Consider the following 15012-nt stretch of genomic DNA (forward strand, 5'->3'; position numbering starts at 1 on the left):
AATTGAGCTTATTAACACTGAGACATATTGAAAGTAACTTTTTATTGCAGGGTGAAATGCAATACCAAGCTAAATTTTCGCAGCGGTTCACGATCTTTCAAAATGAGTTCTCGCAATTACAACAAAACTTAACTGATTTTGACGTATCCATTCCAGCATTAAATAACTTACTTAACCTCACCGCTGATTATCAAACCGCATTTAACAAGTTAGTCGACAACTATCAGCCCCTCGATTTAAATCATAATCTAGCGCTACGCAGTAACACGACAACCGCAGCAGAAAAAGTCGATACTAAGCTCGTTGATATAAACCAAACCTTATCATCCCGTATTGTCGACTATGAAAATTTTATGGTAAGAATGACCATGACGATCTTGATCTTGTTAGTCGGTGGATTATTTCTGTTATCGGTACTAATTAATAATTCTATTCGTCAACGTATCAGCTCGTTAAGTGATTTCATTGCCAGTATTACCCAAAACAACGACCTGACAATCATCGCTGATATTAATCATAATGATGAATTATCACAAATTGAAGAAGATGTGAATCACCTGATTAGTAATTTCCGAGAACTCATTGGTAATGTGCAAAATGCGGTTGGAGAACTGGGCATAGCCTCAAGTCAATTACAAGATCGCAGCATCTCCTCTGAAGAAACGATCAAACACCAAGAAGGTGAAACCGATGCTGTCGCAACAGCCATCACCCAGATGAGTGCCACCATTCACGAAATAGCGGCAAATACGGAAAGTGCGGCAAATCAAGCAGCACAAAGTCAACAAGGTGCTCGCGAAGGTTTAATTGAAGTAAAAACCACCAAAGCCAGTATCGATACCTTATCTAACGATCTCATTAAGGCCAGTAATGAAATTGACAGTCTATCGCAACTATCAGACAGCATAGGTTCAGTACTTGGGGTCATAGCCTCAATTGCAGATCAAACCAATCTGTTAGCATTAAATGCCGCCATTGAAGCTGCACGCGCAGGTGAGCAAGGCCGAGGTTTTGCCGTCGTCGCAGATGAAGTTCGTTCATTATCGCAAAGAACCAGTGCCTCCACCGAAGAAATAACCAACATTATTGCCAAGCTACAGAATCAGACTCGCGATGTGGTTGTGCATATTAATCGTTGCGAGGAGCAAGGTCGATTAAGTGTTGAGCAAGCTTACAGTGCAGAAACGCGTATTGAACAGATCATGACAGATTTACAAACTATCATGGGAACCAGCAATCAGATTGCCACCTCGATTGAACAACAATCTAATGTGGTAGATGAAATTGGTCAGAATGTACTTTCGATGCAAAGTTTATCGAGAAAGAACTCAGACATTTCTCAAGAGAATACTCAGGTTGCCTATTCCATGGCTGCACAATCAGAAACATTAAACACGGCCATTACAGAATATAAGGTGTAGAACAGGTCAAAGATGCCTACAGAGCCCAACTAGTTACTCACTATTTGGGCTCTGTCATTGAGCTAGATTATGTTATTCCTTCAACAATAATATCCGTGCTTCAAAATAGTCAGGGAAGGTACGGTAAGTATTAATATAGTCATCCCAGTTTTTAAAATACCCACCTAAATAATCCAGCTGATATTGGTTGTTTTCAAATGCACCACCCGTGTCAGCTAATACCGTTAATCGACTTTCGCCATTATGCGTCAGCATAATTAACTTACCTAAACCTAAATGCGCTAAATCACCTGCAACTGTCACTAACGGATAAACCGGGATCTTATAATTTGCATCTTTACCGTAACCCATTACAGAGTCCGTTTTCTTGAAGTACCAGTAACGACCTTGTTCTTCTTTCTTTAGATTACGCTGATAACCAATGCCGTTATTACGATGCACATTGAAAAACTGGCTAGTGATCTCGCTACTACCGTCACTGGTAATATCACCACTGGTACTCTCATCATTAGTAATGTCGACTTTTACAGTGCCCTGCATTAATGAATCTTCCAGATCATAACGAGACAACCACACCATAGGGTCGGCTAATTTATCTTTATCCAAAATACCAGTTAACACATCTTGTTTAGTCAATTTATGACGAGTTAAGCCGCGTTCAGCATCGCCCTGCTCAAGTGTTAGATATTTTTCATCATTCGGAATGGCATATAACGCATAAGGAGTTTCAGGGGTTTGCTTCGCAGTTCCTTTAGCGAGTTTAATATAATATTTGGTCAGTAAAATTTTATCGTCTGGAATGTTTTTTAACAGCGGTTTATTTTTGGCAAAGCCCTGCGCTTGCTTTTTATCTGGCATCCAGCGGATCACATCAAAATGTTTAACAATAAACTCTGCGTCCATCAAACGGCTTGGCGCACCGGCTAATTTATCTTCTTGCTCGATTTGGCAGATAAAATTAAGGGTGCGTTTTACTCGTTCTAAATCGCCACCAAATTGCGCGGTCATGCCAGCGGTAATAATACCGGGGTCATAATCTTCACCTAAGGCAAGGTAATCCAGCGTACCTTTCGCAACACTGCAGAGCTCGGCAGTAGATGGCGTGACCATCTTGCCAAGAGCAGGACTTTTTTCTAGCTGGTAAATACGCTTTGCAGATGATGTAACTGCCGCACTTAAGTTTAAGTTAAGATTTATGTTTTGGTGACTAACAATTGCAGTACTTGCATAAGTACTCCAGGCCACCAGCACATTAATGGTAAAGAGAAATAAAGAACTAGATTTCATCGTTTTATAAATCTCGCTGTGATTGGTCGCTATAAAATAATAGTCATGGTGATTAACAGGCTTAAATGTTTACAAGTGTATGTTTATCACACCGATGTAAATCTAACCATCAAATTTCAAACACAAAACTGTAATGCAATTTAGACAAAATATAAACTCTAATACTCGTAATTTACACTTCACTGACATCTGTAATCCTATACAAAATTAATTAAGGTAACCATCAATGCACTTTTTAATCATAACAAACTTGGTATGGGCTTTTTCGTTTAGCCTTATCGGCGTTTATCTGGCTGGTCAGGTTGATGCTTGGTTCTCGGTGCTATTTCGTATTGGCTTAGCCATGTTGGTATTTATCCCATTCTTAAAATTGGGCAACTTATCACGTACCACGATTGTGAAAGTGATGGCGATTGGTGCTTGCCAGCTGGGTATTATGTACGGATTTTATTATCAGTCCTTCTTGCTGCTATCTGTACCAGAAGTTTTACTGTTTACTGTATTCACCCCTATTTACGTGACCTTAATAGATGATTTATTACATTCACGCTTCAACCCTTGGTATTTAGGTACGGCGATCATCGCGGTATTGGGTGCAGTGGTCATTAAATATGCCGGTATTAACGAAGGCTTCGTCGTTGGCTTCCTTGTTGTGCAAGGCGCGAATATTGCCATGGCGATTGGTCAGGTAGCCTATAAGAAACTCTCTGAAAACGAACTGAAAGATGTGAAACACAGTGAAGTATTTGGTTTGTTCTATATTGGCGCATTCCTAGTTGCCGTTGTCGCGTTCATGTTACTGGGCAGCACAGAAAAAATGCCAACGACTTCCACGCAATGGGGTGTATTAACTTACCTTGGTATTATAGCTTCAGGCTTAGGCTACTTCATGTGGAATAAAGGCGCATGTTTGGTTAATGCGGGTACATTAGCCGCGATGAATAACGTGCTTGTACCGCTAGGCTTATTAGTGAATCTGGTGATTTGGAACCGCGATGCCGACTTAGGAAAGCTGGCGTTAGGCGGCGGTATTATTTTGCTATCACTGATATTTAACGAAACAGTGGTTAAGCAAAGAATAAAACAAAAAGAATTAGCGCAACAAGGCTAATTGCTTAATGACTTGAATCTAGCAATACCCTAGGTGATTTTTGTATGAATATTAAATTATCTAGGGTAAACCCCTTTAAAACTTTAAAAAATGAGTACTTTTCAATAACGCCGTAATCTCTGCTACAATCGCCTTTTTATACGCGAGCAGATCTCCATGTACTTTTTACTCCCGCTATTCACCGTTATCATCTGGTCAGGCAATTCAATTGTTAATATCTTATCGACCAATGTCATCGCTCCCGAAACTATTTCCTTCTATCGTTGGTTTATTGCCTTAATTGCGCTTACGCCTTTTTTGATCAAACCGGTATGGAAAAAACGCCACGCGATTAAGCCTTATTTAGCCAAATTAGCATTCCTGGCATTACTCGGCATGGCGATTAATCAATCCCTAGCCTACTTTGCGGCAGCTACAACGACAGTCACAAACATGACGTTGATTTTTTCTTTAGTGCCGTTATTAAGCTTAATATTTAGTGTGCCATTACTCGGGCTAACATTAACGAAAAGAGCGGTGTTCGGTGCAGCAATATCACTGACGGGCTTGGTGTATATGTTAAGCCAGGGTCAAGTGAGTAACTTGCTGGCAGAAGGGCTTAATATTGGTGATTCGTTAATGCTGATTGCAGCCTGTAGTTACTCGTTGTATGGGGTATTACTCAAGCGCTGGCGTCTGCCGTTTAATAACTGGATAGCGCTGTATGTGCAGATGGTATTTGCCGTCATCATTTTATTACCGGTACTTACGTATAACGGCCAAGTCAGCCTGAGCAGTGAATCATTACCGCTAGTATTGTATGCTGCGATCCCAACCTCGATATTAGCCACTTGGTTATGGATGCAGAGTATTCACCATCTCGGCGCAGATAAGACTGCCATGTTCATGAATTTATTACCGGTCTTTACCGCGATCATGGCGACCTTCATTCTCGATGAGCAGCTATCAAGTTATCAATTTATTGGTGGTACGTTGGTGCTTACAGGTGTGGCGATGACGCAGTTGAAATCGAAGAAGTCGGCAGGGAAAGTAGTTACGATCCCGTCTTAGTCGAGCCCTTATATAAAACAACCCCAAGTTATAACATCACTTGGGGTTCTATCCACTAACCAATAATTTAATTAAAACTACCAATCAACGCCTTTTCTAATTTTAATCCCAGCTCTGAATGCATGTTTGGTATCTTGAATATCACTGACGGTATCAGCCATTTCAATTAACTCAGCACTGGCACGTCGGCCTGTAACAATCACAGATTGCTCGCGTGGGCGGTTCTTTAATGCATTAAGAATCTCGTCTTTTGGCAAGTAGTCATAACTTAACATGTAAGTTAATTCATCCAGCAGCACCACGTGAATATCAGGGTCTTTTAAAAATACTTTAGCCTGTTCCCATACGATTTTTGCAGCTTCAATATCGACTTCACGGTCTTGGGTATTCCAAGTAAAGCCAGTGCCCATCACCGCAAAAGGTACATCTAGCTTTTCTAACAGGTTACGCTCACCGCAATCCCATTTACCTTTAATAAACTGTACCACTGCGGCTTTATAACCATGGCCGACACAGCGCGTGACATTACCAAAACCCGCGGTGGATTTACCTTTACCATTACCCGTGATCACCAGCATAATACCGCGTTCTTCTTTGGCTTTTTCAACGCCTTTTTCAACCTTAATTTTACGGTTTCTCGATTTACGTAAATGCTTTTCTACTTCGGTCATTTCTGTCATTATTTTACCCTTCCCTGTCATTCTATTTTTTTGGCAATGTTTGTTATTTTGGATCCGCTACTTTATTGGTGTAACACAATTGCGGAAAGTGTTCGCCTTCGTGGGCAAACACACTGATGTGGCTAATGCTGGCATAATCAATTTTAATCCGCTGAAATTGTACACCTTGCAGATAGTCTATTTTTAAGCACCAAGCGATTAACGTGCGGATCACGCCTGAATGCACAAACAAAGCAATACGCTTACCTTGATGCTGTTGTAATACACTAAGCAGTGCAGCTTCAACACGTTGTGAAAAGTCCGCTAATGACTCCCCATTCGGCGGGGTATTGTTACCCGGATCGATAAAGAAGTTGTGCATGTCTTGCGGAAAGTCATTATGTAACTCCTGATAAGAACGCCCATCCCAATCACCAAAATCAAACTCAGCAAAGTCAGGTTTAATATGCAAAGGCACTTGTTGTTGCGCTGCTATGTATTCAGCGAATAACGCACAACGCTGTAAAGGTGACGCGATCATCACATCAATGTCAGTAAGATTGGCGCTGTTGTCGAGCATTTGTTGCCAACCTAATTCAGATAACTCCGGATTAGTACGACCTAATAACGCATTACGGATCTGCGGTTCACCATGACGCACTAAATACAATTCAGTCTGCATCTACCCCCCTTTCAATGCTAACGGTAACCCTGCTACTACTAACGTCGCTTTATCAGACACCTTAGCTATCGCTTGGTTTAACCAACCAGCATGATCAACAAAACTGCGGGACAACTCCCCCATCGGCACAATACCACTACCGACTTCGTTACTGACGATCACACAGTCACCCTCGAACGTCGTTAACGCAGTGATAAATGCCTGGCGTTGCGATTCAAATTCAGCAAAATTTTCAGAACAGATCCAATTGCTCAGCCATAAGGTCATGCAGTCAATCAGTACCACGGCATTGGTGCCCGATAATGTTTGCAAACAACTCGCCAGTTGCAAAGGCTCTTCCACCAGCGACCAATCCTGATCACGACGTTGCTTATGCAGGTCAATGCGTTGCTGCATTTCATCGTCGTAGATGGTTGCAGTGGCGAGATAAATTAATTTTTCACCCGTACTTTGGCTTAATTCACCCGCGAGGGTTTCAGCATGAACACTCTTTCCCGAACGAGCACCGCCAATGACTAAATGGATCATCCTTGTAGTCCTATAATTAATACCATATAAATTAATAACTCACTGAGTTGCTGCGCTAAACCAAGTAAATCACCGGTGATTCCACCCACTTGTTTATGCACAAAACGACGGAAAAAAAACACAAACACCACTAATGCAAATAGCATAGGCAAGATTAATTCAGGCAGCAGTAATAGTGGTAAAAATCCTAATATTAAGCTGATAACTAAATCACTGCGTTGCTTGGGCTCAGCGACGGATTTAGACTTAGTATCTGCGGTTTCACGTACATATGGCGAGATAAACATCATCACAGTTGCGACTGTCCGACTGAGTGGATGGGCAATAAGCAATGCCAACATAATACTGTTATAACTAGAGACACTGATGTTGCTATAGCTCAATAACAACGCAAATTTAAGCGTTAATACAAACCATATTGCGATAGAACCGTAACTGCCGACTCGAGAATCTTTCATGATCGCGAGTTTCTGTTCGCGCGTCCAACCACCACCGAGTCCATCCGCCGAGTCCATCAGACCGTCTTCGTGAAACGCACCAGTAAGCAATACCCCAGTAAGCATGGCAAACAAGATGGCAATTTCGACACTGAAATAGAGCTGAGTAAAGTAATATACCGCGCTACAACAACCGCCAATTAGCCAGCCCACCACAGGAAAATAACGACAAGATTGATTTAACTTCCTGGCACTAAAATCTAAATTAGCGGGCACAGGAATACGAGAAAAAAATCCCAATGCCAACCAAAACAACTCTAACTCAACTTTGAGTCGATTTATCATACTGCGTCAATACCTGCCGCTGCAAAACTCGCCATATCATTATAAAAACTGGCTGCCGCTTGTAATAATGGATAAGCCAACGCTACACCAGTACCTTCACCTAAACGTAAATCTAATGTCAGTAGTGCATCAACATTAAGGTGCTTAAGCATTAACTGATGGCCTTGTTCTTGTGATTTATGACAGAACACCATGTATTGCTGGCAATTAGGCTCTATCATCACCGCTAGCATCGCTGCTGCAGTGGTAATAAAACCATCGACTAGGATGATACTTTGACGCTGCGCCGTTGCTAACATAGCACCTGTTATCTGCACAATTTCAAAGCCGCCAACATTGGCCATGATATCCATCGCAGTATCAAGTTTTCCTTCATGCAATGCCATTGCCTGTTTAATCAACGCGACTTTCTTGGCATAAGCGTCATCACTAATGCCGGTACCACGACCAACACAATCTACCACCGGTAACTTAGTGATAGCAGACATGATCGCCGCCGCAGACGAGGTATTACCTATGCCCATCTCACCAAAACCTAATACATTACTGCCATTATCCAAATGTTTAATCGCAACATCAGCACCAAGCTGTAAACCTTGCTCAACGCTAGCTAATGTCATCGCCGCTTGTTTAGTAAAGTTAGCCGTACCATTACCTAGTGATTGCATGGTTAAGCGTTCATCCGTCACCGGTAATAAAATACCGGCATCGATCACGTCCATGGCGATTTGGTTACTGCGACAAAAACAATTGATTGCCGCGCCACCGTTAAGAAAATTCAGCACCATTTGCTGCGTTACCGCTGACGGCGCAATACTGATACCTTCTTCGGCAATGCCATGATCACCAGCGAACACTAATATCGTCGGCTGCTTAAGACTGATCGTGTCTTTGCCCGTGATAAGTGCTAATTGCAGCGCGAGCGATTCTAACGCACCCAATGCGCCCGGTGGTTTGGTTTTATTATTGATCTTGTTTTGAATAAATTCTTGGTCAGTGCGATCCAGCGTTTTAACATCAAACATACGGTACCTTTCATCCCTGTAAATAAAATCTGTTTTAATTCGAGCTTTCTTGTTTGGCATCGATCTCTAACAATAACGATTGTAACTTGCCACTGTAGTCACCTGGTTCTTGCCATAATCCCCGTTGCGTTGCTTCTAATAATCGCTCGGCCATCTCCTCTAACGCATTAACATTATGTTCCTGCATAAAGGCTTGGTTTTCTTGATCAAAAATTAATGCATCCGCCACTTTTTCATATTGATAATCATCAATCAAATTGGTTGTCGCATCATAAGCAAACATATAATCAATACTGGCCGCCATTTCAAACGCGCCTTTGTAACCATGTTCACGCATCGCAGCGATCCATTTCGGATTTAATACCCGAGAACGAATAACCCGGTTTAATTCTTCTTTTAAAGTTCTGATCTTTGGCATTGCTGGATTAGAGTGATCGTTGTGATATACCACCGGCATTTCATTTTTTAATACCCGAACCGCATTGGTCATGCCGCCCTGAAACTGATAATAATCATCAGAATCCAATAAATCATGTTCCCGGTTGTCCTGATTGTGCATCACCACATCAAGTTGTGATAAACGGTTTGCAAATGCACCTCTGGCAACCACACCATCAACATCCTCGGCAAGACTGCCATAAGCATAACCACCCCAATTCAAATAGGCATCGGCCAAGTCTGATTCTTGCTGCCAACAACGCTCATCAATCAGTCCCTGTAAACCAGCACCGTAAGCACCCGGTTTGCTGCCAAATACCCGATAGGACGCTTGGCGTTTTGCTTCAGCGTCGGTCAGGCCTTGCGCAGATAATTCTTGTACTCGCTGCTTAATATTTTGTTGAATGGTATTTTGTGCACCGGGATCGTCATAATCCGCTAATGCCAATACCGCAGCATCGAACAACTTCATCACATTGGGAAAAGCATCGCGGAAAAATCCAGATACCCGCAACGTCACATCCACACGAGGACGACCTAATAATGCACAGGGAATGATTTCAAAATCGATAACCCGTTGTGAACCTGGTGCCCAAATTGGTTTAATGCCCATTAATGCAAATGCCTGCGCAATGTCATCACCACCCGTACGCATAGTGGCCGTGCCCCAGACCGATAATCCAAGTTGTTTAGGATAATCACCATGCTCTTGTAAGTGACGCTCAATCACAGCTTGGGTTGACCGCTGACCAATTGCCCATGCGGCAGGTGACGGTATCGAGCGGTTATCTACCGAGAAAAAATTACGTCCCGTCGGTAACGTATCTAATCGACCTCGCGTGGGTGCGCCACTCGGTCCAGGCTCCACAAACAAGCCTGCTAAGCCATCTAACAAGGCTGAAATTTCATTCTCTACACTTTGTTCTAGTGCGGTTAATAACGTATTTTTGACGTAACTCAGCTGCTGCATGGTGCGTGGCAACGCTGTCATTAGAGTATTATATTTATCGGCTGCAATGGTCGGCGAAATTACCGGTGCAATTGTCGCTTCATTCACTAATACCAGCTCACTGACTAACTGCATGGCGAGCAGTTCTAGACGTTCATGGGTATCAAACTCTGTTCGCCAACTATCATCACTGAGCTCAGCTAACAGCGATGGTTTCGCCCCTTGCCAAACATCACTACTGGCCGCCAACGGATCAAATATCTCACCCGCTTGTTGTAGATTAAGATCTAACGCCAGATTATGTAATATGCCTTGGCTGTGATGCTCTTTACCGCGTGGTAAACGTAACAAGGCGACGATGGTATCGCTGAGTTTATCCGCTTTTGGTAATACCCCAAGAATATGCAAACCGTGACGTATTTGCGCTTCTTTGATGTCACATAAATAGGTATCGAGTTCAGCAAACATGTCATCGCGGCTATCACTATCTCCATAACTATTACCACCGAGTTCTTCGGCAACATGCGAGTTCTTCACCGCATCTACAATCGCTTCACGCAGCCAGAGTTCGCGTTGTTCATCCATGCCCATGGCTTGGTAATATTCATCCACCAGCCCTTCAAGTTCAGCCAGTTCGCCATAGACTTCCGCGCGGGTCATAGGCGGCATTAAATGGTCGATAATAACCGACTGAATACGCCGCTTAGCCTGTGCGCCTTCCCCGGGATCATTAACAATAAAAGGATAAAAATTCGGCATCGGCCCCAATACCAGATCAGGCCAGCACTTCTCTGATAATGCATTGCCCTTGCCCGGTAACCATTCTAAATTACCGTGTTTACCCACATGAATAATGGCATCAACTTGATAGCTATGACGTAGCCAAAAATAAAACGCCAAATAACTGTGTGGCGGAATCAAATCGGGATCGTGATAATTTGCGGCTAAGTCAATATTAAAACCCCGCGCAGGCTGAATTCCAACAAAGGTTTGGCCTAAGCGAATGCCAGATAACATTAAGCGACCGTCCCGATATTTAGGGTCCTGTTCTGGTCCGCCCCACTTGTCCCAAATCGCCTGCTGGTTCTCAATCGGTAACTGTTGCAGATACTGCATATATTCATCAACCGCGATACTTTGCCAGCAACCTAGGTGGTGCAAGGTATCCGGGTTGTTAGTAATAGAGCCGAGTAACTCATGAATCAGCGCCGTGCCATTTTCAGGAATATTCTCGACCGGATAATTGGCCGCGGCTAACGCCGTTAAAATATTCACGGTTGACTCGGGGGTATCTAAACCAACGCCATTACCAATGCGCCCATCTTTGGTGGGATAATTAGCAATAATCAAAGCGATGCGTTTGTCTTGATTGGCTTTTATCGATAACTGGCAATATTTAAAGGCCAGGGACACCACAAACTCTGCCCGTTCGCGGTGTAACTGATATTTAACGATGGCGGTTTGACAACGCTCACTAAAATCAGCGGCGGTTTTAAAGCTCACCGCCCGCGTCTGAATACGACCATCCATTTCTGGCAATACCACTTGCATAGCAATATCACGACTGCGTAAACCTTGTTTGTAATCCAGCCAATCTTGTTCGGTACTACTGGATAACACTAACTGAAATACTGGAATGTTAAGGCTAAACGGTGAAATGAATGAGCTAGGTTCAGCGCTTAAATCAGGACTGGCGGCGCGGTTACAAGAAAAACCCGTGGTATTAATAATGATTTTCGCTTGCGTCTGTAAAAGCAACTCATTCACTAGGTCAATAGATTCATCATCTTTCAATGATTGGATCGCGATCGGTAATGGCAACATGCCCTGTTGCTCAATACAATCGATTAAACCATCAAACATCGCGGTATTGTCACTTTGTAAATGACTGCGATAAAACAACAATAAACAAATAGGTCGATCTAATTCACTCACATCAGCGCGATCAGAGATTTGCTGCCAACGCTGCTGCCAGTCGTTCAAACTGACTTGCTGATACGATTTTTTATCATGTCTCAGCGCTGCCAGTATCGCGTTGGGCATATACAACATGCAATTGGGCAGCACTTGTGGTGGCCGCCATGCATAATTGTGGTTGAGGTATTGGCTGGCAAGATAATGATACAGGTTGTTTATATTGGCTGCGCCACCCTCACGCAAATAACGCCACACTGCAACCGCGTCATCACGAGCGACACTTGATGCCGAAAATAATGCCTCATCCGCTGTATCATCACCCGGTACTATGATTAATTGGCGGGGATTTCTGACTGAACCCGCCGCTAACCAATCCTGTAATTGCGCAAAACCATACTGCCAGTAATTTTCGCCGCCCAATAAAGACACCACCACCACTTTGGCGTGATCGAGCACTTTATCTTGATAGAGGTCGAATGCGGCAGGTTTTAATAACTGCATCCAGTTAGCTAACCGGATGGAGGGGAAATCAGGGTCTAATGCTTCAGCGGCACTGGCCAATGCCGCCAATGAACTATCGGCGGCTGACAAAATAACAATGTCCGCAGGTGATTGCTCAAGATCAATGATACCTTCGTCATCGGTGAAACCACCGGGTTGTGCCGCCAATAAATGCATTAGGCAGTTACAGCATCATCAGCGCCAATAACGGCTTGTTGCAACGCACTTTCCAGCACGTTACGGTCAAGGTTTTTACCAATCACCACCAACTGAGTTTGACGTACTTCATCGCTATTCCACATACGATCAAAATGCACATCAAGACGTTCACCCACAGCTTGTAGTACCTGACGCATAGGTTTACCCGGTAAGGCCGCAAAACCTTTGGCACGGAAGATATTATGCTCGGTTAATAATTGCGTTAAGATCTGTTGTAAACGCGGACCATCCACTTCACCAAACTTCAACACAAAAGAATCGAAGTGGTCGTGTGCGTGGTCGTGATGTGCGCCATGCGCATGATGATGATCATGATGGTTATGCAGATGATCAATTTGCTCTTCTGCTGCCGCATCTAAGCCCATAATAACGTCTAGGGCAATGTCACCATTGTCGACATAAATTGTTTTAACGGCATCTGGTACCCGGTTAGCGACGACGATTTTAACCTGTTCACGCTCTGCGTCGGTTAGTAAATCGTTTTTACTGACCACCACTAAGTCTGCCGCACTTAATTGATCATCCAATAATTCTTGTAAACTTGGATCGTGATCTAAGCTTTCATCTGCCAAACGTTGTGCTTGTACTTTGTCGGTATCATTGGCAAAACGACCCGCAGCAACAGCCGGGCCATCGATCAGAGTGATAACCGCATCGACCGTACAATATTGCTTTATTTCCGGCCAGTTGAATGCCTGAACCAAGGGTTTAGGTAATGCCAGGCCACTGGTTTCAATCAGAATATGGTCGATATCATCACGGCGTGCGACTAACTCTTTCATCACAGGTAAAAATTCTTCTTCTACCGTACAGCAAATACAGCCATTGGCTAATTCATAAATACCGTTCACCCCCTGACTTGGCGAGGTCGATTCATCGTCACAATCGAGTGGGCAACTGCGTAATAAATCCGCATCAATATCCAGTTCGCCAAATTCATTAACGATAACCGCTATACGTTTGCCCGCGGCTTGTTTTAAAATATTAGAAAGTAAGGTGGTTTTACCACTACCAAGAAAACCGGTAACTACGGTAACGGGGATTTTGTTTAATTGCATGTATAGCTCCAAACTGCCATGTTGTTGAGCGAAAAGTGCTGAAATTATAATTTGAGTCCTAGGTTATTACAATGTTTGTTTATTGTTATAAGTTGGAGGAAAACGCTATAAAGCATTATCAGTGTTTAACTATTTTGTCGTATACTTGCGCGCAGAGGTATTAATCATGACAACAATTGCAACATTGCCTGAAACTTCAGGTGTTCTTATTTGTGGGCACGGCAGCCGTGCGAAGATCGCTGAAGAAGAGTTTTCTTTATTAGCAAAGGGACTAAAAGAACGTCATCCAGAATTGAAAGTTGAATATGGCTTTCTGGAATATTCTGCGCCGAATATGCATACCGCGTTAGATCGTTTAGTGGCCCAAGGTGTCACCAAGATCCATGCTGTACCGGGTATGTTATTTGCGGCAACCCATGCTAAAAATGACATTCCATCGGTATTAACGACGTATCAAGCCAAGCACCCTAATTTGACTATCGAATACGGTAAAGAATTAGGTTTACATGATGAAATGATCATGGCGTTTCAACAGCGTATTCTCAATGCACTTGGTCACGACACGATCCCAGCTGCTGGTGAACTTTACGATACCATGCTGGTTGTGGTTGGTCGTGGTACATCGGTTGTTGATGCTAATGCCGATGCCGCGAAACTGACGCGTATTGCTTGTGAAAATCTGGGATTTGGCTGGTCAGAAACAGTTTATTCTGGCGTAACCTTCCCGTCTGTAGGACGTGGTTTAGAAATGGCACTGAAGCTCGGTTTCAAAAAGATCGTGGTTGCACCTTATTTCTTATTCGGTGGCAAGCTAATCGACCGTATCTACAATTACGTTGATAAAGTGGCCAATGAAAACCCTGACGTTACGTTTTTCAAAGCTGATTACCTGCGTGCACAAGACCATGTGATCAATACTTTTGAACTACGTATCAATGAGACTATTACCGAACCTGTTCCACACGTTACCCTAATGGCCGACTTCCAAGCGCGCTTAGCACGTGGCGAAGTAGATGTTCATCACCATCATGCCGAATTTAAAGCTGAAGGTGAGCACAGTCATGAACACAGTAATAGTCATGACCATTCGCACGACCATGGCCACAGTCACGGCCATCATCATGCACCTTACAAACATATTGCCCATCCACATGGTCCACGTACCATGGTGAATGACAATATCTGCGGTTACTTCATGAGCCAATTGCCAGAACAGGTGATAGCCGAAGAAAAAGCAGCAGGTGAAAAAAACTAGATTCAGCGATACAATTACATTGCTGATGCCAAGTTTTTAAACATTATATGAAACGAGCTTAACCGCTCGTTTTTTGTTTTTCATTGTAATTAAAAACAAAAAAGCCAATTAAGAGACTCTCAATTGGCTT

Annotated in this window: 12 protein-coding genes; 4 read left to right on the plus strand and 8 right to left on the minus strand. The window is 43.2% G+C overall.

Going from position 1 to position 15012, the window contains the following annotated elements:
• A partial coding sequence (locus tag PE36_RS16300; protein ID WP_006033147.1) for a methyl-accepting chemotaxis protein occupies positions 1-1421 on the plus strand: 1421 nt, incomplete at its 5' end.
• A gap of 72 nt (positions 1422-1493) precedes the next feature.
• On the opposite strand, the gene PE36_RS16305 is transcribed toward PE36_RS16300, so the two are convergent.
• Complete coding sequence (locus PE36_RS16305; RefSeq protein ID WP_006033148.1) at positions 1494-2708, minus strand: hypothetical protein; 1215 nt, start codon at positions 2706-2708, stop codon at positions 1494-1496.
• A gap of 226 nt (positions 2709-2934) precedes the next feature.
• Here PE36_RS16305 and PE36_RS16310 point away from each other — a divergent pair, with 226 nt between their 5' ends.
• Both PE36_RS16310 and PE36_RS16315 read left to right on the plus strand, forming a co-directional pair.
• Entirely contained in the window at positions 2935-3819 is an 885-nt protein-coding gene (locus tag PE36_RS16310; RefSeq protein ID WP_006033149.1) for a DMT family transporter, read from the plus strand.
• 156 nt (positions 3820-3975) lie between these two features.
• The gene (locus tag PE36_RS16315) at positions 3976-4869 is read left to right on the plus strand and encodes a DMT family transporter (protein WP_006033150.1); all 894 of its coding nucleotides are present in this window, start codon (positions 3976-3978) and stop codon (positions 4867-4869) included.
• 77 nt (positions 4870-4946) lie between these two features.
• Here PE36_RS16315 and cobO read toward each other — a convergent pair whose 3' ends face one another.
• From cobO to cobW, 7 genes are read right to left on the minus strand one after another with little or no spacing between them, the layout of a single operon-like run.
• Complete coding sequence (gene cobO / locus PE36_RS16320; protein ID WP_006033151.1) at positions 4947-5549, minus strand: cob(I)yrinic acid a,c-diamide adenosyltransferase; 603 nt, start codon at positions 5547-5549, stop codon at positions 4947-4949.
• Between the two features lie 43 nt (positions 5550-5592).
• Entirely contained in the window at positions 5593-6210 is a 618-nt protein-coding gene (locus tag PE36_RS16325) for a histidine phosphatase family protein (RefSeq protein ID WP_006033152.1), read from the minus strand.
• Positions 6211-6738 (minus strand): bifunctional adenosylcobinamide kinase/adenosylcobinamide-phosphate guanylyltransferase, encoded by a 528-nt coding sequence (gene cobU, locus PE36_RS16330; RefSeq protein WP_006033153.1) that lies wholly within the window; start codon positions 6736-6738, stop codon positions 6211-6213.
• A complete protein-coding gene (locus tag PE36_RS16335; protein WP_006033154.1) occupies positions 6735-7520 on the minus strand; it encodes an adenosylcobinamide-GDP ribazoletransferase in 786 nt (261 codons plus the stop codon). Before PE36_RS16335 ends, cobU begins: the two co-directional genes overlap by 4 nt.
• Positions 7517-8545, minus strand: coding sequence for a nicotinate-nucleotide--dimethylbenzimidazole phosphoribosyltransferase (gene cobT, locus PE36_RS16340; protein ID WP_006033155.1), 1029 nt, complete (start codon positions 8543-8545; stop codon positions 7517-7519). Before cobT ends, PE36_RS16335 begins: the two co-directional genes overlap by 4 nt.
• Before the next feature lie 34 nt (positions 8546-8579).
• Positions 8580-12527: a cobaltochelatase subunit CobN gene (gene cobN / locus PE36_RS16345; protein WP_006033156.1), complete on the minus strand. Its 3948-nt coding sequence runs from the start codon at positions 12525-12527 to the stop codon at positions 8580-8582.
• The gene (gene cobW, locus PE36_RS16350; protein WP_006033157.1) at positions 12527-13627 is read right to left on the minus strand and encodes a cobalamin biosynthesis protein CobW; all 1101 of its coding nucleotides are present in this window, start codon (positions 13625-13627) and stop codon (positions 12527-12529) included. Before cobW ends, cobN begins: the two co-directional genes overlap by 1 nt.
• A gap of 166 nt (positions 13628-13793) precedes the next feature.
• On the opposite strand from cobW, the gene PE36_RS16355 reads away from it, so the two are divergent.
• A complete protein-coding gene (locus PE36_RS16355; RefSeq protein WP_006033158.1) occupies positions 13794-14882 on the plus strand; it encodes a sirohydrochlorin chelatase in 1089 nt (362 codons plus the stop codon).
• Positions 14883-15012: the final 130 nt, after the last annotated feature.

This window comes from Moritella sp. PE36, assembly GCF_000170855.1.
Taxonomy (GTDB): domain Bacteria; phylum Pseudomonadota; class Gammaproteobacteria; order Enterobacterales; family Moritellaceae; genus Moritella.

Excerpts from the sequence above, each read along its gene's own strand:
- PE36_RS16305 (WP_006033148.1), bottom strand. The coding sequence starts at position 2,708 with ATGAAATCTAGTTCTTTATTTCTCTTTACCATTAATGTGCTGGTGGCC.
- PE36_RS16310 (WP_006033149.1), top strand. The coding sequence starts at position 2,935 with ATGCACTTTTTAATCATAACAAACTTGGTATGGGCTTTTTCGTTTAGC.
- PE36_RS16315 (WP_006033150.1), top strand. The coding sequence starts at position 3,976 with ATGTACTTTTTACTCCCGCTATTCACCGTTATCATCTGGTCAGGCAAT.
- cobO (WP_006033151.1), bottom strand. The coding sequence starts at position 5,549 with ATGACAGAAATGACCGAAGTAGAAAAGCATTTACGTAAATCGAGAAAC.
- PE36_RS16325 (WP_006033152.1), bottom strand. The coding sequence starts at position 6,210 with ATGCAGACTGAATTGTATTTAGTGCGTCATGGTGAACCGCAGATCCGT.
- cobU (WP_006033153.1), bottom strand. The coding sequence starts at position 6,738 with ATGATCCATTTAGTCATTGGCGGTGCTCGTTCGGGAAAGAGTGTTCAT.
- PE36_RS16335 (WP_006033154.1), bottom strand. The coding sequence starts at position 7,520 with ATGATAAATCGACTCAAAGTTGAGTTAGAGTTGTTTTGGTTGGCATTG.
- cobT (WP_006033155.1), bottom strand. The coding sequence starts at position 8,545 with ATGTTTGATGTTAAAACGCTGGATCGCACTGACCAAGAATTTATTCAA.
- cobN (WP_006033156.1), bottom strand. The coding sequence starts at position 12,527 with ATGCATTTATTGGCGGCACAACCCGGTGGTTTCACCGATGACGAAGGT.
- cobW (WP_006033157.1), bottom strand. The coding sequence starts at position 13,627 with ATGCAATTAAACAAAATCCCCGTTACCGTAGTTACCGGTTTTCTTGGT.
- PE36_RS16355 (WP_006033158.1), top strand. The coding sequence starts at position 13,794 with ATGACAACAATTGCAACATTGCCTGAAACTTCAGGTGTTCTTATTTGT.